Raw genomic sequence first — 16434 nt, 5'->3', positions numbered from 1 at the left:
GCCCTAGAGTCGGTCAGCCTTAAGCTGAATCGAACCGGGATTCCCTTTTTGCTTCGATTGTGATTCAAGATCATTGCTGGTGAGGAGGCCAGCAATGATGGCGCGACCTCTTTCTCTTGATTTACGCCAGCGCGTCGCCGACGCCTTGGCAGGAGGCATGACGGTGCGGGCGGCAGCGTTGCGCTTTGGAATATCAGCGGCGACGGCGGTGCGGATCGGCCAGCTCGACCGGTCCGGCCGCGGTTTGGCGCCGGCCAAGATGGGTGGCCATGTCAAACCCATGCTGCGGGGCGCGGCGGCCGATGAGGTTCACCGTCGGCTGGCGGCCAAGCCCGATTGGACGGTGCGGGCGCTTGCCGCCGATCTGAAGGCGGCCGGGATCGATGTCTCTCACGACACCGTTTGGCGTTTCCTGCGCCGCGAAGGCAAGACATTTAAAAAAAACGCTGATCGCCAGCGAACAGGACAGGCCGAAGGTGGCGCGGTTCCGAAGCCGCTGGAAGACCCATCAACATCGACTTGATCCGCGCCGCCTGGTGTTCGTCGACGAAACCTGGGTCAAAACCAACATGACGCGCACCCGCGGCTGGTGTCAGCGCGGCCAGCCGCTTTTCGCCAGAATACCGCATGGCCATTGGAAGACGCTGACCTTCCTCGCCGGGCTGCGCCACGACCGCATCGTCGCGCCCTTCGTGCTCGATGGCCCGATCAACGGCATTGCCTTCACCGCGTGGGTCGAGCAATGCCTGGCACCAACCCTCAGTCCCGGCGATATCGTCATCCTCGACAATCTCGGCAGCCATAAGGGCAAGCCTGCGCGCAACGCCATCCGCGATGCCGGCGCCCATCTGTTCTTCCTGCCGCCTTACAGCCCCGACCTCAATCCGATCGAGATGATGTTCGCCAAACTGAAGACCCTGCTGCGCAAATCCGACGAGCGCAGCGTCGACGCGACATGGAGACGCCTCGGCGAAGTCCTCAAAGCCTTCAACCCGCACGAATGCGCCGCCTATCTCAGGCATGCAGGATATGTTTCAACATAAACCTGACAGACTCTAGAAAAAACCCGGATCAGCCGGGATGTTTGTGGATCGGATCCACCCAGTAGACTTCCTCTGGCTTTTCGACCGGATCGACATCGGTGATGTTGACCACGACCGCCTCGTTATCGGACCGGACCAGCACGCATTCGAGCGGATTTTCCGGATCCGCATTGATTTCCTGGTGCGGCACGTATGGCGGCACGTAGATGAAATCACCGGGTCCGGCTTCGGCGACATATTCGAGCCTGTCGCCCCAACGCATGCGCGCCTTGCCGCGAAGCACGAAGATCACGCTTTCAAGCGGCCCGTGATGATGCACGCCGGTCTTGGCATCGGGCTCGATCGCAACCGTTCCGGCCCAGATCTTCTGGGCGCCGACGCGGGCATGGTTGATGGCCGCCTGCCGATACATGCCCGGCGTCTGAGCCGTGTTGGCGTCGAGCTGGTCACCCTTGATGACGCGAACGCCGTTGTTCCTCCAGTGGTCCTCTCCTTGATGATCGTGATCGTGCTTTTCGGGCATTCTCCCTCCGTCTCCTGCTTTAAGGCACCGTTCCCGCAGTAGATCACGATGATTTAGGTCGGGTCGACCTAAAATCATGAACGTGCTCGATATCGACATCACGCCGGCACGCTACTTAAGGCAGGTCCGCGTCAACAAAAGCTATCGCATGCCAAGCGACATATCGGAAGGCGCCGGGGATACGGCCTACCCATGGCATCCCCCGGGGCCGGGATCGACGACGATGCCGGCGCCGCGGCGGTTCTCTCTAAGCGACACGCGCCGGCCCGGCCGGGAACACACCCGACATGACCGTGAAGCCCTTGATCCGCTTGAGGCGATCGCACCAACGACGGATTGCCGGATAATCCTGCCGGGGAATGCCCCCCTCTTCCGAAAGCATGATGTAGGGGAAACAGGCGATATCGGCCACGGTCGGATGCGGCGCCGAGCATATCCAGTCACGCCCTTCCTGCTCGCCGAACCAGAGATGCTCGTCGAGGATGCGAAACAGCCTGTGAGCGCCGGCCCGAGCCGCCTCGACGTCCAGATCGTAGAACAGGCCGTCATGGAGACGCGCGGCTGAAGCCGTGCCGGTGATGCCGTCCGCAAAGGCGAGCCACTGGCCGATCTCGCCGAGAAGCGCCGGATCGTTGCGCGGGTACCAGGTGCCGGAGGGATCATATTTGGAGGCTAGATAGACGAGGATAGCCTGCGCGTCGCGCAGCACCAGTCCTTCATCCTCGATCACCGGCAGCTGTCCAAGCGGATTGAGCTTCAGGAACCAATCCGACTTGTGTTCGCGGCCGGGATAGAAATCGACCGGTACCGTCTTGTACTCGATGGCGAGCATGCTCATCAGAAGTCTGAGCTTGTAGCAATTGCCCGAGAGTTCGTAATCGTAGAGGGTGATCATCCGGCAGCTCCTAGAGATCGAGGACGAGGCGCGCGGATTTGGCGCGCGACACACAGGTCATGATCTTGGTGCCGGACCTGCGCTCGGCATCGTTGAGGTAGACGTCCTGGTGATCGGGCTCACCCTCGATCACGGTCGCAAGACAGGTGCCGCAGGCGCCTTGCTCGCAGGACGACGGCATGTCGATGCCGGCTTCGCGCATCACCTCCAGGATCGTCCTGCCGGCGGGGACCTTCAACGTCACGCAGGAGCGCGCAAGCGCCACCTCGAAGCTCGAACTGTCGTCGATCGTGTTGGTGTTCTTGAAATATTCGAAATGCACCGCCGTTTCCGGCCAGCCGCGATCCGCCGCGATCCGGCGGGCCGCCTCGAGCATTGGCCCCGGACCGCAGAGATAGAGGTGCATGCCGGGCCGATACCCGGAAAGAATTCCCTCGAGCTCGGCGGCAGTCGCGTCCGGACGGAGTCCGAGGTGAGGCTTCAGCGCCTCGCCGAGGAGAGCGGTCTTTTCCGGAAAGGCGAGCTGTTCCTGTTTCTGGGCGAAGTAGTGGAAGGCGAAGTCCAGGTTCTGGTTCTTGAGGGCCTGTGCCATGGCAATCAGCGGCGTGACGCCGATGCCGCCGGCGACGAAAATCGTCTTCTCGGCATCGCGGCGCAGCGGGAAATTGTTGCGCGGCTCCGAAATCGCCAGGACATCGCCCTCGCGAAGCGTCTCATGCATGCAGAGCGAGCCGCCCTTCGAATCCCGCTCCAGCTTGACGCCGATGACGTAGCTGTCGCTTTCGCCCGGGCCATTGGTGATCGAATATTGCCGGATGAGGCCATTCGGCAAGTGAACGTCGATATGGGCGCCGGGCTGGAAAGTCGGCAGCAGGCCCTTGACCGGGCGAAGCTCGAACGCCGCGATGCCCTCGGCAGCCATCCACTTACGCGCGACCGTTACACGGACCGTCGCCTTGCGGCCGTGGGCGGTCATTTCCGGCATCTCCGCAAGTTCCGGCGAGACGCGCTCGATCACCGGCTCGAGCGGCGCCGGCTGCGGTGCGGCGGCCGCCTCGCGCTCGACGATCTCGCGAAGCTTCGAAAGCCGCTCGTTGTGATGGCGCAGAACGGCGATCCGCTCGGCGCCGCGCGGCGAGCCGTCGAGTACGCCGCGGATGACCGAACGGTTGGAGTCGACCGGCTGGACGAAGAAGACGGCAAGCGTCTCGGCGCCGTCTTCGCGGGCCGTAAGCGCTACCGAGAAGCCGTCGCTCGCCTTAAGCGACATATCTGCCGCTGTGCCTTCGAGGCAGCCGTTCGGCTGAAAGCGATAGCCCGTCAGGGCCGCTACCACGACATCGGCCGGCGCATTGACCGGAATGCCGCGAAGGGCGAGAAGATCGCCTTCGGCGAGGCCCGCAACGTCCGGCACGTCCCCTTGAGGCTCCTCCGCCGACCAGACGAGGCCATAGCGCTCGACGCCCGCAAAGGTACGGTTGGTAATGGTGCGGGCCGGAGCGTCGGCCGGGTGCGCCGGAATATAGGTACAGCCGGCGGTGCGGTTGGAATAGCGCCAGCCGTGATACTGACACTTCAACTCGCGGCCATCGTTGATGCCGATCGAGAGGCGGACGCCGCGGTGCAGGCATCGGTTCTCCCAGATATTGACGTAGCCGTCGTCGGCACGCCAGACGGCGAACTCGCGGCCGAGCAACTGGGCGTGGAAGACGTGGCGGAACGGCAGATCATAGGACGCGGCAACGGGATGCCATCTGGTCTTGGCTGTATCGAGCATCGTTCTCTCCGGAATTCTGAAACGTCAGGTGGCGGCCGGGATGACCCCGTAGGTCACGCCCTTCTGGCTGAGCCAACGGCGGTAGGCGATCGCCGACTTGTCGGCGCGGATCGGCGTCTCGGCCCGCGGGTCGAGCGGCAGACGCTTCGGAAACTGGTTCTCCAGGATCGGCTTGTCCTGGCCGAATATCGTTTGCTGGAAGCGCTTGATCACCTTGTCTTCGTTCTCTTCGTCGAGGACACAGAGCATCATATGCGCGCGGACATGCTCCTGATCGACCGGCTGAAGGAAAACGGCAATGACGTCGAGGCGGCTCTCGTCGATGGGGCTGGATTTGTACAGCACCGAACAATAGGGATGCGGCACCCGATAGATATATTCGACATCGGCGCCCCCGGTCGATGCGGTCGAGGCCATCGGTTGGAAGAAGCGACAGCGCGTGGCGACGATCTCGTCGCGCTCGACCGAAAGCTCGACGTCGTATTCCTTGACCTCCGTATGGGGTTCGGCTCCCAGAATATCGGTATGGACATAAGGAAAGTGGCCCATGTCGAGGAAATTCTCGATAGCGCGGGGTGCCGAAACATTGACTCCGATGGTGGCGGCATTGAGCCTGCGCCGATCGGCCTCCGCATATTCGGGAATGGGAAACAGCTCGGCGGGCGGGGTCCCCAGCGAGGTCCAGATATAGCCATAGGCAAGTTTGATCGGCAGACAGCCGCCGAGCGTACCGATATCGACCGGACTGCCGACAGGGAGCTCCGGGCGCGAACGCCAGACGGCCGCCTTGCCTTCGCCATCCGAAACATAGCTGATGCGCTCCTCGAGCAGCACCGTGTCCTGAACCGTCCCCGCCGGCACCTCGTCCACTGCCGCCAGCGGGTGCCACAGATCGAGAACCACCTGGTCCTGGCATTTGGTCGGGCTCATGTCGTTCATCTCCGTGAATGGCGTCTGGTCATCAAGCGGTTAGAAACCCTAACGGCTGTCGGAATTCACCGGCTCGCTGCTACCGCTGCGAACCACCTGCCGGCGATAGCCGCCCACGGCACTGGGTGGCGAGGTCAACAGCGATCAGGCGCGGGTAAAGGGGCACGGCCGACGACGTCAGGTCCGCGGCGACATCGCAATCATTAAGAAGAACTCGATCGCTACAAAGGGCAGTTCTGCTCATCGCATCCTCCCTGGCTAGCACTTCCCTATGAACCTAGCTCCGTGATGGACTCATTGGAACCACAAGATTGGATACCAATCAACAAAAAATTGCATGGCAAAATGCGTTTTTTGATTGACAGCTTGATTTGATTGAATACCGATATGGAATTCGTAACGCCGGATATGCGGCCGTGCAATGCTCCGGTGCGACCGTCCCGCAGATTTTTCTGCGGGAGATGGAGAGACCTGTCATGAGCAGCCGTTCGCAGGCGATTGCCGACATCCTGACCCGGGCGATTATCGATCACCGGCTCGTACCCGGATGCAAGCTCGGTGAGCGCGAACTGGCCGAAATCTTCGAGGTCAGCCGCATCGTCATCCGCCAGGCGCTGATCAGGCTTGCCGACGACGGGCTGGCGCAGATCGAGCGCAATCGCGGCGCCTTCGTCGCACGCCCGAGCATGCAAGAAGCGATGGAGATCTACGACGCGCTGACGCTCGTGGAACAGGGCGTCGCCGCCCAGCTCTGCGACCGGCTGGGGCCCGCCGGCTTCGCCGAGTTGCGCCAGCACGTCGAGCGGCAGCGCCAGGCCGTCGCATCCGGCAACGACGCGCTTGCCGACGTTCTCGGCCAGGAGTTTCATACTCTCTTCGTCCGCCTCAGCCGTAACAAGGTCATGCAGGAAATTCACGCGCAGCTCGTGCGGCGCACCACGCTCCTGCGCTCGTTGATCTCCGCCGATTTCGACTATTGCAATCTGCTGGACGACCACCAGCGCGTGATCGACCTGCTCGAAAAGGGCCGGCTGAAGCCTGTCATGGAGTTGATCGACACCCATCACCGCAGCGTCGTGCGCGGCTATATCATGGATCGGCAGGTCTTTCCGGAGCTGACGCCGCGGGAGGCGCTGCAGCCCTATCTCGACGGCAAAGCCGATGAGGCGTCCAAGCCGGCGCCACGCAAGAAAACGGGAGAAAGCGGCGGGGCCGGCGCGAGCCGCCACGTCCACGCCACGAAATAGATCCGGCGGCCACAAGCCGGAGAAACGACACGAACCGACAAAGGGGTTACTGCCATGTTCAACCTGACCAGACGACAATTCCTTCGATATTCCGGCGCGACCGGTGTGGCACTCGGAACCGGAAGCCTTGCCACCTTCGCGAGCGCAGAGGAGCCGTTAAAGATCGGCGTCGTCTACGTCTCGCCGATCGCCGAGATCGGCTGGACCAAACAGCACAGCCTGGGCGTCGACGCGATCAGGAAGGAATTCGGCGACAAGGTCGCCATAACGGTCATTGACAACATCTTCATGCCCCAGGATGCCGAACGCGTGTTCCGCGAGCTCGCCGCCTCCGGAAATCAGCTGATTTTCGGGACCAGCTTCTCGCACGGCACGCCGATGCAGAAGGTGGCGCCGCGCTTCCCCAAGACGGCGTTCGAGCACTGTTCGGGCATCGTGCACCGCGCGAACCTCGGCACCTTCGAGGCCAAATATTACGAGGGCACCTTCGTCGCCGGCGCGGCCGGCGGGCATATGAGCAAGTCCGGCAAGATCGGCTTCATCGGCGGGTTCCCGATCCCCGACATTGTCGGGCCGGCGAATGCGCTTCTTCTCGGCGCGCAGAGCGTCAATCCGGAGGTCACCTGCAACGCCATCTTCCTCAACTCCTGGTTCGACCCGGGCAAGGAGAAGGAAGCGGCCAACACGCTCCTGTCGCAAGGCTGCGACGTCATCTGTTCGATGACCGATACGGCAACCGGCGTACAGGTGGCCGGTGAAGGCGGCGCCTGGTCGATCGGCTACGCCAGCGACATGGCCAAGTTCGGCTCGGGCAAGCAACTCACAGCCTTTACCCTCGACTGGTCAAGTGAGTATCTGCGCGCCGCAAGGGGCGTAGCGGAAGGCAACTGGAAGGCTGAGGCGCGGTGGGACGGGCTTGCCGCCGGCGTCGTCAAGATGGCCCCCTATAACGAGGCGATCCCTGCCGACATCCAGGCCAAATTGAAGCAGCTCGAAGCCGATATCGCAGCGGGCAAGATTCATCCCTATGCCGGCGAGCTCAAGGACCAGGACGGCAACGTCAAGGTCGCTGCCGGGTCGGTTCTTTCGGACAGCGACATCCGCGGGATGAACTGGTTCGTCAGGGGGATGATCGGCAAGCTCAGCTGAGCCGCGTCCTGAAATCGGCGTGACCGGCGGAATCCGCGTCGCGGCCACGTCGTCGCCAACGCACAACCACGGCAGGAGCGGCCATGATCCCCCGCCTCGAACTGCGCAGCATTACCAAGTGCTATCCCGGTACCGTCGCGAACGACGCCGTCTCGCTGTCGATCCTGCCGGGAGAGATACACGCCGTCCTCGGAGAGAACGGCGCCGGCAAATCGACGCTGATGAAGATCATCTATGGCGCAGCTCAAGCCGACTCGGGCGAGATCTATTGCGACGGCAGACGGATCGAGGCGCACAATCCCGCAATCTCGCGCTCGCTCGGGATCGAAATGGTCTACCAGCATTTCGCGCTATTCGAATCCGTCTCGGTGGTCGAGAATATCGCCCTGGCGGTCAAAGGCACTTTCGATCTCGACCGGCTCGCGGCTGAGATCAAGGCCTTGTCGGCGCGCTACGGCATGCCCATCGATCCGCACCGCAGGGTGCACGATCTCTCCGTCGGCGAGCGGCAACGCGTGGAGATCGTACGTTGCCTCCTGCAGTCACCCAAGCTTTTGATCCTGGACGAGCCGACCTCGGTGCTTACGCCGCAAGCCGTGGTGAAGCTCTTCGAAACGCTTCGCCAACTGGCAAGCGAAGGCTGCAGCATCGTCTATATCAGCCACAAGCTCGATGAAGTGCAGGAACTTTGCGACACCGCCACGGTGCTGCGCAACGGCAAGGTGACCGGCACGGCAAAACCCAAGGAATCGACATCGCTGGAGCTCGCCCGGATGATGGTCGGCTCGCAGCTTCCGCAAATGCATGTGAGCCCTTCGGCCCCCAGCGCCAAGCCGCTGCTGGAAGTCCGCGGGCTGTCCGCTCCCGCCCGGGACAAGTACGGCACCGAGCTGACGGATGTATCCCTCGGAGTGCATGGCGGCGAGGTCGTCGGACTGGCCGGTGTGTCGGGTAACGGCCAGGCGGAGCTGATCGCGCTGTTGAGCGGCGAGCGGACCCATCCGCGTGCGGAGACGATCCTCATCGGCGGCAGACCGTCCGGCCATCTCAGCGCCGGCGAACGGCGCAAGCTCGGCATGGCCTTCGTCCCGGAGGAACGCCTCGGCCGTGGCGCGGTGCCGCCCCACTCCCTGTGGGAGAACGCCGTGCTGACGGCCCACCGGGCTGGCCTCGTACGCAACGCCCTCGTCGACCGCAGGAGGGCCGGCGATTTTGCGAGGCGCGTTATCGAGCGCTTCAAGGTAAAGGCGAATGGACCGCAAGCGAGCGCGCAAAGCCTCTCCGGGGGCAACCTGCAGAAATTCATCGTCGGGCGCGAGCTCACCCTGGAGCCGAAGGTTCTTCTCGTGTCCCAGCCGACCTGGGGCGTGGATGTCGGTGCAGCCGCCTTCATCCGCCAGACGCTCGTCGATCTCAGCCGCGCCGGCGCAGCGGTGCTGGTCGTATCGGAAGAGCTCGATGAGTTGTTCGAGATCTGCGACCGGTTGCTGGTCATTTCCAACGGCCGCGTTTCGCCGCCATTGATCAGAAAGCAAACCAATCGCGAAGAGATCGGCCTCTTGATGACCCGGGTCGGCCATGGCGAAACGAGGAGAACCGAAGTTGCCCTTGAGGATTGAACAAAGGCAGGAACCATCCGCGCAGATGCGGATCGCCGCTCCGGTGGTCGCCACGGTGCTGACCTTCCTTGCAGGGTCCTTACTGTTTGCCGCGCTCGGCTATGATCCGCTGGCGACGCTGCACGCCTTCTTCGTCGCGCCCATCAATTCCATCAACGGCCTTTCGGAGTGGCTGCTCAAGGCCTCGCCTCTGATCCTGATCGCCTGCGGACTGGCCGTCGGATTCCGTGCCAACATCTGGAACATCGGCGCCGAGGGGCAACTCATTATCGGCGCTGTCGCAGCCTGTGGCGTCGGCCTCTTCTATCCCGAGCCCGAGAGCCCGCTCCTCATTCCCCTCATGTTTCTCGCAGGCGCAGGCGCCGGCATGGCATGGGCAGCGATCCCGGCATTTCTCAGAGCCCGCATGAACACCAACGAGATCCTCGTCACGCTCATGCTGACCTATATCGCGACGCTGTTGCTGTCCTTTCTGGTCCACGGCCCGTGGCGCGATCCGGCCGGGTTCAACTATCCGCAAACGGCGCTCCTGCCGGCGGCGGCGATGTTCGAACCTTTCGATTATGCCTACCGGCTCAATCCGTCGATCTTCATCACGGTCGTGGCAGTCGTCTTGATGTGGCTCTTCACCGATCGCAGCTTCCTCGGCTACAAGATGTCGGTGAGCGGCGCCGCCCCCCTGGCGGCACGCTATGCGGGCTTTCGCGAATCCTCCGCAGTCTGGACAGGGCTGCTTGCGGGCGGCGCGGCGGCAGGCATCGCCGGTATGGCGGAAGTGGCCGGTCCGCTCGGACAATTATCGCCCCAGATCTCGCCCGGTTACGGCTTTGCCGCCATCATCGTCGCCTTCATCGGACGGCTGAACGCCTTCGGCATCGTGCTCGGGGGACTGCTGATGTCGCTCCTCTTCCTCGGCGGCGAGACCGTTCAGATGACCCTCGGCCTGCCGGCGGCGCTCACTCGCATCTTCCAGGGCATCCTCCTGTTCTTCCTGCTGGCCGCCGATTTCTTCATCTACTACCGTCTTCGCCTTCCGGAGCACGCCTGATGGATCTTTTCATTGCCATTTTCACCGGAACCATTATCGCGGCGACGCCACTGATATTCGCAGCGCTTGGCGAGCTCGTCGTCGAGAAGTCCGGAGTGCTCAACCTGGGCCTCGAAGGCATGATGCTGATGGGGGCGGCCTTCGCCTTCTGGGCGGTGATCGCCGGCCTGCCGATGCCCGTAGCCATCGCAGCCGGGGCACTCGCCGGTGCCGCCACCTCGCTTCTCTTCGGGGTGCTGGCGCTGACGTTCCTGACCAACCAATATGCTGCCGGCCTGGCGCTCGCCATATTCGGGTCGGGGGTTTCGGCCTTTCTCGGGCGCGGTTTCGGCAGCGCGCCGATCGATGCGCTGAAGCGCGTCCATATCCCCTTTCTCTCCGATATTCCGGTGATCGGGCCGATGTTCTTCCGCTTCGATCCGATGGTCTATCTGGCAATCGCGATGTTCGGCCTCATCACCTGGTTCCTTTACCGTACCAAGGGCGGCCTCATCTTGCGCACCATCGGAGAGTCGCCCGAAACGTCGCACGCGATCGGCTATCCGGTCATCAGGATCAGATATCTGGCGGTGCTGTTCGGTGGTCTGATGGCTGGCCTTGCCGGGGCATATCTCTCGGTCGCCTACACGCCGCTCTGGGTGGAAAACATGACGGCCGGCAAAGGCTGGATCTCGCTGGCACTGGTCGTCTTTGCGACATGGCGGCCGCTGCGCGTCCTGATCGGCGCCTGGCTTTTCGGCGGCATGACGATCCTGCAGCTGCAGGGCCAGGCCCTCGGCATCGCGGTCCCTTCGGAGCTGCTCTCGGCGCTTCCCTATCTCGCGACTATCATAGTCCTCGTGATCATCTCGCAAAATCGCCAATTGCTGACGCTGCATTTCCCGGCGTCGCTGGCAAAGCCATTCCGGGCGGCGAGCTAGCGTTCAAGGCAAAGTGGCGGGGACGCCGGAGCTTCCCGTTCTCGCGTTATGGCAGTTCGATCTCACCCGCCACTACATGATTGAGGCCGGTGCCTTCCGCCGTCAGCGTCATGCGGACTTTCAGCGTCTTGCCTGCGATCTGCCCGTTGCGCACCGTCTCCTCGATCTCTCGCTGCGAGGTGACTCCGACTTCCTTCAGGAACTTGCGGATCGACATATTGAAGGCATCTTCGCTCATGGCAGGACTCCTCTGTGTGTGGAAGTGATTGTAGGAGAATGGGAGTGAACAAGGAAGCAAGCGACCGCGCGGATGCTGTCGGCGCCGGTTCCTGCCGCCTCATTGCAAGTGGAGCGTGACGGCTGTACCGTGAGGCTGACAGGTGCGCAAAGCGCGCTGCTGCATGCTGCCTTAGAGACCTAACCGCCAAGGATGATGTCATGCAGCGATCCAAGGTGCCACGTGCTTTGCGCGTCCGACAGCACGCGCGGGGCTGGGCAACGGACGCAAAGTCATGGAACTTATCGTCGCTCTCGGCGTGATCGTCTTCAAGGTCGCCTTGCTGATCGCGATCCTGCTGTTGCTGCCCCTGCCGCTGACTTGGTTGGAACGCAAGATCGCCGGGCACATGCAGCAGAGGATGGGACCGATGCGCGTGGGCTGGCACGGACTGCTGCAGCCGGTGGCGGACGGGATCAAGCTCCTGACCAAGGAGGATCATATCCCGGCCGAAGCCGACCGCTTCCTGTTCAAACTGGCTCCGATCCTGGCGCTTGCCCCGCCCTTCGTGGTGTTTGCCGCGATCCCCTTCGGCGAAACCGTTTCGGTTCTCGGCAACGAGATCACGCTCTACATTTCCAACCTGAACGTAGCGCTGCTTTTCGTCTTCGCGGTGATCGGGCTGGAGGTCTATGGCGTCATCTTCGGCGGCTGGGCGGCCAACAGCAAATATGCCGTGCTTGGTTCTCTGCGGACCTGCGCGCAAATGATCAGCTACGAAATTCCGATGGGGTTCGCGGTCATCGGCGTCGTCATGCTGGCGCAATCCATGAGCCTGCTCGACATCGTGCGGGCGCAAACCGATGTCTGGAATATCGTTTATCAGCCGATCGGATTTTTCGTGTTCTTCGTCGCAGGACTTGCAGAAGCGCAGCGAATTCCTTTCGACCTGGCGGAAGCCGAAGGCGATCTGGGAGCCGGGTTCCACACCGAATATAGCGGCATCCGCTTCGCCTTGTTCATGGTCAGCGAATATGTCGTGATGGTGCTGGTGTCGGTCCTCACCGTGATCCTGTTCTTCGGCGGGTGGAACGGCGTGCTCATTCCGCTGCCGCCGCTCCTCTGGTTTTTGCTGAAGGTTGCCTTCTTCGTCTATCTGTTCATGTGGTTCCGCTTCACCTTCCCCCGCTACCGTTATGACCAACTGATGGCGATCGGCTGGAAGGTCTTGCTTCCCCTGTCTTTGGCGAACATAATCATCAGCGGTGTTGTTTTCTCTTGATGCATGCCGCCCGGAAGCTCCGGCGGGGACATGCAAGACGACTCTCAGGAGCCGCAGCGAGGCGGCCATGTCGCACGCACTGGACAAAGCTGGAAGATGGATCGGCTGGGCCTTCTTCGCCGATCTGGCAAATGGTTTGGCTTTGACCTTCGGCTACATGTTCTCCAGACCCGTCACCATGCAATATCCGGATAAGGAGAAGTGGCTGCCCTATTCGCGTTATCGCGGGCACCATTTCCTCAAACGTGACGCCGAGGGAGAGATCAAATGCGTCGCCTGCGAGCTCTGCGCGCGGATCTGTCCCTGCGACTGCATCGAAGTGGTCCCCTACGAGGACGAGAAGGGCAACCGGCGCCCGGCCAAATTCGAGATCGACACGGCCCGCTGTCTCTTCTGTGGGCTCTGCGAGGACGCCTGCCCGGCGGACGCGATCGCTCTTGGCCAACAATATGAATTTTCGAGTTTCTCCTCGCGCGACTTGGTGATCGGCCGTGACGATCTGCTCGCCAAGCCAGGCAAGGCGATGGCCGGCGGCGGTGTCGTCGCTGCGCGCCTGAACACCGAACGGGATGTTCTGGTCCAGGCCAGCGAGCCGCGCGGGTACAATTGGTGGCGGAATATTCGACGAAAGTGAAGGCGCGCCGGGGTCGCGCCGAAGCAGGGACTGGAGGCTCAGATGCACATCTGCCAAATCCTGGGAAGCAAGTCTCCCGAAATCGTCTCGGTCACGCCGGACCACACGATGGTCGAAGTATTGCGGCTGTTTCGCGACAGGAATATCGGCTTCGTCGTCGTCGGCCGTTCGCTAGGAGAATGCCTGGGCACGCTCTCGGAGCGGGACTGCTGCCATGCCGTGGCCGAGTACGGCACCGAAGCACCGCTGATGCGGGTGGGAGAAATCATGAACCGCACTGTCGCGACCTGCTCGACGGAGGATTTCCTGCCCTTCGTCATGTCGATCATGACCGAGCGGCGCACGCGCCATGTGTTGGTCATGGACGGCAACGATGCCGTCGGCGTGGTCAGCATCGGCGACGTGGTCAAACACCGGCTCGAAGAGGCATTGCAAGCGGAGCGGGACATGCACGACTACATTTGCGGAGCCAACTATCGCTGACGAAATCGCCTGCCGCAGATTGCCTGAGAGTTCACCGATCAACAGCAAGGCTGCAGCAAATACCCCCTCTGCCCCGCAGATCCGGATGCAATCAGACCCGGTCTTCCTCCAGAGCGGATTCTGCGCGCCTCGCGCAGGCGCAGATCTCCACCGGACATGGATACTCTCCCCGCCGCATCAGACTGTTGAGCCGCAGGGCGCGGTAGTTTTCGGGAACGAACGCGAGCCCGTCCGGAAAGCGCCTGTTGACCTTGAGCTTCGCCGTCAGCTCGCCCCGGGCGGACCGCACGAGCACCTGATCCCGGTCCGAAAGGCCGAGTCGCGTGGCATCCTGAGCGCTCATTTCGATAAACGGGTCGTCGGCGACCGAATTCAGGGTTTCCGAGCGCTCGGAAACATAGCCATTGTGGAACAGGCAGTTGCCGGTGATCAGCTGGAGCACGTCCGTCACCCCAGGAGCAGACGGAGGAGCGAAGAACCCGCTTGCCCATGGCTGCGGGGCTGACGTGGTGAAGGCACCGTCGGCACCAAGCCCTTCCCGCGTCAAGCCTTCATAGGCGGGAACCAACCGGGTCATCTCGTCGAAGATGGCGGTCTCGGTCGATGGCTGCAGCGGCTGCTCCCGAAGCGCCGCGATAAAGTCGAAGATCGCCAGATTGCTCCTGGCATCAAAAGCCGGTTCGCGGAATTTTCGAAGCGCCTGGGTCCGGCCCTCATTGTTGGTGAAGGTGCCGGATTCTTCGCCGTAACCGGCTGCGGGCAGCACCACGTCGGCCAGTCCCGCCGTATCGGTGAGAAACGCGTCCTGCACGATCAGGAGATTGGCGGTACCGAGTGCGCGCTCGACGAACTCCCGGTCGGGATAGGACATCAGCGGGTCGCTTCCGACCACATAGAGCAGGCCCATCCGCCCGTTTACGCAGAGTTCCAGCATCGCGTCGAAATCGGCGCCCGGTTCGCGGGGGATCTCGGCGCCCCAGCTCCGTGCGAACTCCGTGCGCGTCGCCTCATCGGCGACAGGGCCAAGGCCCGGCAAAACTCCGGGCAGAACACCCATGTCCCAGGCGCCCATCTGATTGGCACGATCGAAGAGAAACTGCAGCGAGGGTTCCTTGCCGAGCAGGCGCAGGAGCTGGAGAAGATTGCCCAGCTGCTGCAGCGTCTCCCGTGCCAGCGGTGATCTCAGCAGATCGACGCTCACCAGGAGGGTGACGCTCCGACCTTCCTTGAGCGTTGAAACCAGACGGCCCAACGCGTCATTGGCGTCGGACCCGGTGATCGTCCCGCTGGTCTTCGCAAGGATATCGTCCGGCAAGCCCTCGTCGCTCACGGCCACGAGAGCAGCCACGAGCGCGGCAAGGCTCCGAGCCTCGCCGCCGGGATGGGCGCGCAGGACCGCCGCCGCATCGGCATCAAGCCGCGATGGCCGCGCCGAAAGCATGAGCAAGCGGGTATGCCGCCGGCGCGCGGCATCGCGCAGGAGGTATTCGGTGACCGGGTTCTCCTCGGTCACGTTGCCGCCGATGATGAGCACGCAGTCCTTGCCGATCACCTGTTCAAGAGGGCCGCGGCTGTAAAAGCTTGCCACCAGCGGCGCCAGGATGTCGAGGGGCGTGGACCAACGCGACGAGCAGTCGACGTTATTGGTGCGGAACACCGTCCGCATCAGTTTCTGGAACTGGTAGAGCACCTCGTTCGGCAGACGCGGCGAGATGAGCCCGCCGGCGGCCTTGCCCTCCATTACACCGATGCGCTGGCGGACAAAATCGCCCGCCTCCTCCCATGACACCCCCGTCAGCGCGCCGTCGCGGCGGATCATCGGCCGCTTGATGCGATCCCGGCTTTCGATGAAGTCGAGGCCGAAGCGGCCGCGCACGCAGAGCGTTTCGCGATTGACGCCATGTTCCCAGTCCGAGCGGACCCGCATGAACTCGCCTTTGCGCGCTCCGACGGTGAGCTGGCATCCGGTGCCGCAATGCGGGCAGATCGTGTCGGTCTCGGCGAGATCCCAGGGCCGTGCCCGGTAACGATAGGGGAAACTCATCAGCGCGCCGACCGGGCAGACCTCGACGCAATTGCCGCACTGGTCGCAGCTCGCAAGACTCCCCTCGAAGCCGGTGACGGCGGTATCCATGCCCTTTTCCACCGTGCCTAGCGCCACCGCGCCCACCACCTCCTCGCACATGCGCACGCAGCGCTGGCATTGGATGCACCGGTTGACATTCATGATGATGACCGGGCTCAGACGGATGTCCTTCGAATGGAACACGCGTTTTGGGTCGCGGAACCGGCTTTCGCCGGGCCCATACGCCATGACCATGTCCTGAAGTTCGCACTCGCCGCCCTTGTCGCAGATCGGGCAATCGAGCGGGTGATTGGCGAGCAGCATGTCGAGCATCGACGAGCGCGTTTCCTCGATCAGCGGCGTATTTGTCCGAACCACCATGCCGTCCGAGGCCACGGTGGCGCAGGCCGGCTGCAGCCGCCGCAGTCCCTCGATCTCCACCAGACACATGCGGCACGAGGCGAGTGGCGGCAGGCGCTTCCAATAGCAGAAGGTGGGAATGTCGATGCCCAGACGCTCGGCGGCGGCGAGCACCGTGGAGCCAGCCTCGACCTCCAGCGTTTGTTCGTCGATCGTGACCTTGACCATACTTCCTCCCAGAT

15 protein-coding genes are annotated in these 16434 nt (G+C 62.8%); 9 read left to right on the top strand and 6 right to left on the bottom strand.

The window, feature by feature from the left end; all coding sequences use genetic code 11:
• The first annotated feature begins 97 nt into the window (after positions 1–97).
• A protein-coding gene (locus ACTJKL_RS27960; RefSeq protein ID WP_440853413.1) for an IS630 family transposase occupies positions 98–1043 on the top strand; the annotation gives its coding sequence in 2 pieces (ribosomal slippage) (positions 98–436 and positions 438–1043; 945 coding nt in all).
• Between the two features lie 28 nt (positions 1044–1071).
• On the opposite strand, the gene ACTJKL_RS27955 is transcribed toward ACTJKL_RS27960, so the two are convergent.
• The 4 genes from ACTJKL_RS27955 to ACTJKL_RS27940 form a co-directional block, all read right to left on the bottom strand.
• Positions 1072–1566: a cupin domain-containing protein gene (locus ACTJKL_RS27955; protein ID WP_440854350.1), complete on the bottom strand. Its 495-nt coding sequence runs from the start codon at positions 1564–1566 to the stop codon at positions 1072–1074.
• A 247-nt stretch (positions 1567–1813) separates the two neighbouring features.
• Entirely contained in the window at positions 1814–2461 is a 648-nt protein-coding gene (locus tag ACTJKL_RS27950; RefSeq protein WP_440854349.1) for a glutathione S-transferase family protein, read from the bottom strand.
• 10 nt (positions 2462–2471) lie between these two features.
• Complete coding sequence (locus ACTJKL_RS27945; RefSeq protein ID WP_440854348.1) at positions 2472–4238, bottom strand: PDR/VanB family oxidoreductase; 1767 nt, start codon at positions 4236–4238, stop codon at positions 2472–2474.
• A 24-nt stretch (positions 4239–4262) separates the two neighbouring features.
• On the bottom strand, positions 4263–5168 hold the full coding sequence (locus ACTJKL_RS27940) for an aromatic ring-hydroxylating dioxygenase subunit alpha (protein ID WP_411927028.1): 906 nt from the start codon (positions 5166–5168) through the stop codon (positions 4263–4265).
• Between the two features lie 476 nt (positions 5169–5644).
• Here ACTJKL_RS27940 and ACTJKL_RS27935 point away from each other — a divergent pair, with 476 nt between their 5' ends.
• The 5 genes from ACTJKL_RS27935 to ACTJKL_RS27915 all read left to right on the top strand — a co-directional run bounded on the left by ACTJKL_RS27935 (position 5645) and on the right by ACTJKL_RS27915 (position 11151).
• Positions 5645–6415, top strand: coding sequence for a GntR family transcriptional regulator (locus tag ACTJKL_RS27935; RefSeq protein ID WP_100673270.1), 771 nt, complete (start codon positions 5645–5647; stop codon positions 6413–6415).
• Between the two features lie 54 nt (positions 6416–6469).
• Positions 6470–7564: a BMP family ABC transporter substrate-binding protein gene (locus ACTJKL_RS27930; RefSeq protein ID WP_440854347.1), complete on the top strand. Its 1095-nt coding sequence runs from the start codon at positions 6470–6472 to the stop codon at positions 7562–7564.
• 83 nt (positions 7565–7647) lie between these two features.
• Positions 7648–9183 (top strand): ABC transporter ATP-binding protein, encoded by a 1536-nt coding sequence (locus tag ACTJKL_RS27925; protein ID WP_440854346.1) that lies wholly within the window; start codon positions 7648–7650, stop codon positions 9181–9183.
• Positions 9167–10231: an ABC transporter permease gene (locus ACTJKL_RS27920; RefSeq protein WP_440854345.1), complete on the top strand. Its 1065-nt coding sequence runs from the start codon at positions 9167–9169 to the stop codon at positions 10229–10231. Before ACTJKL_RS27925 ends, ACTJKL_RS27920 begins: the two co-directional genes overlap by 17 nt.
• Positions 10231–11151 carry an ABC transporter permease gene (locus tag ACTJKL_RS27915; protein ID WP_102763227.1) on the top strand — a complete coding sequence of 307 codons (921 nt, stop codon included), beginning with the start codon at positions 10231–10233 and terminating at the stop codon, positions 11149–11151. The genes ACTJKL_RS27920 and ACTJKL_RS27915 overlap by 1 nt, the downstream gene beginning before the upstream one ends.
• 46 nt (positions 11152–11197) lie before the next feature.
• On the opposite strand, the gene ACTJKL_RS27910 is transcribed toward ACTJKL_RS27915, so the two are convergent.
• Positions 11198–11389, bottom strand: coding sequence for a DUF6494 family protein (locus tag ACTJKL_RS27910; protein WP_100673265.1), 192 nt, complete (start codon positions 11387–11389; stop codon positions 11198–11200).
• Positions 11390–11663: 274 nt separating this feature from the next.
• Here ACTJKL_RS27910 and nuoH point away from each other — a divergent pair, with 274 nt between their 5' ends.
• The 3 genes from nuoH to ACTJKL_RS27895 all read left to right on the top strand — a co-directional run bounded on the left by nuoH (position 11664) and on the right by ACTJKL_RS27895 (position 13767).
• Positions 11664–12650 (top strand): NADH-quinone oxidoreductase subunit NuoH, encoded by a 987-nt coding sequence (nuoH, locus tag ACTJKL_RS27905; protein ID WP_018096347.1) that lies wholly within the window; start codon positions 11664–11666, stop codon positions 12648–12650.
• 67 nt (positions 12651–12717) lie between these two features.
• Positions 12718–13284, top strand: coding sequence for an NADH-quinone oxidoreductase subunit I (locus ACTJKL_RS27900; protein ID WP_440854344.1), 567 nt, complete (start codon positions 12718–12720; stop codon positions 13282–13284).
• Between the two features lie 42 nt (positions 13285–13326).
• Positions 13327–13767, top strand: a complete 441-nt coding sequence (locus ACTJKL_RS27895) for a CBS domain-containing protein (RefSeq protein ID WP_440854343.1) — start codon at positions 13327–13329, stop codon at positions 13765–13767.
• Positions 13768–13858: 91 nt separating this feature from the next.
• Here ACTJKL_RS27895 and nuoG read toward each other — a convergent pair whose 3' ends face one another.
• Complete coding sequence (gene nuoG / locus ACTJKL_RS27890; RefSeq protein WP_440854342.1) at positions 13859–16420, bottom strand: NADH-quinone oxidoreductase subunit NuoG; 2562 nt, start codon at positions 16418–16420, stop codon at positions 13859–13861.
• Positions 16421–16434: the final 14 nt, after the last annotated feature.

Source organism: Sinorhizobium sp. 22678 (assembly GCF_052044265.1).
Taxonomy (GTDB): Bacteria; Pseudomonadota; Alphaproteobacteria; order Rhizobiales; family Rhizobiaceae; genus Sinorhizobium; species Sinorhizobium meliloti_A.
The sequence above is the reverse complement of the archived record's forward strand: the minus strand, read 5'-3'. Positions and strand labels throughout refer to the sequence as shown.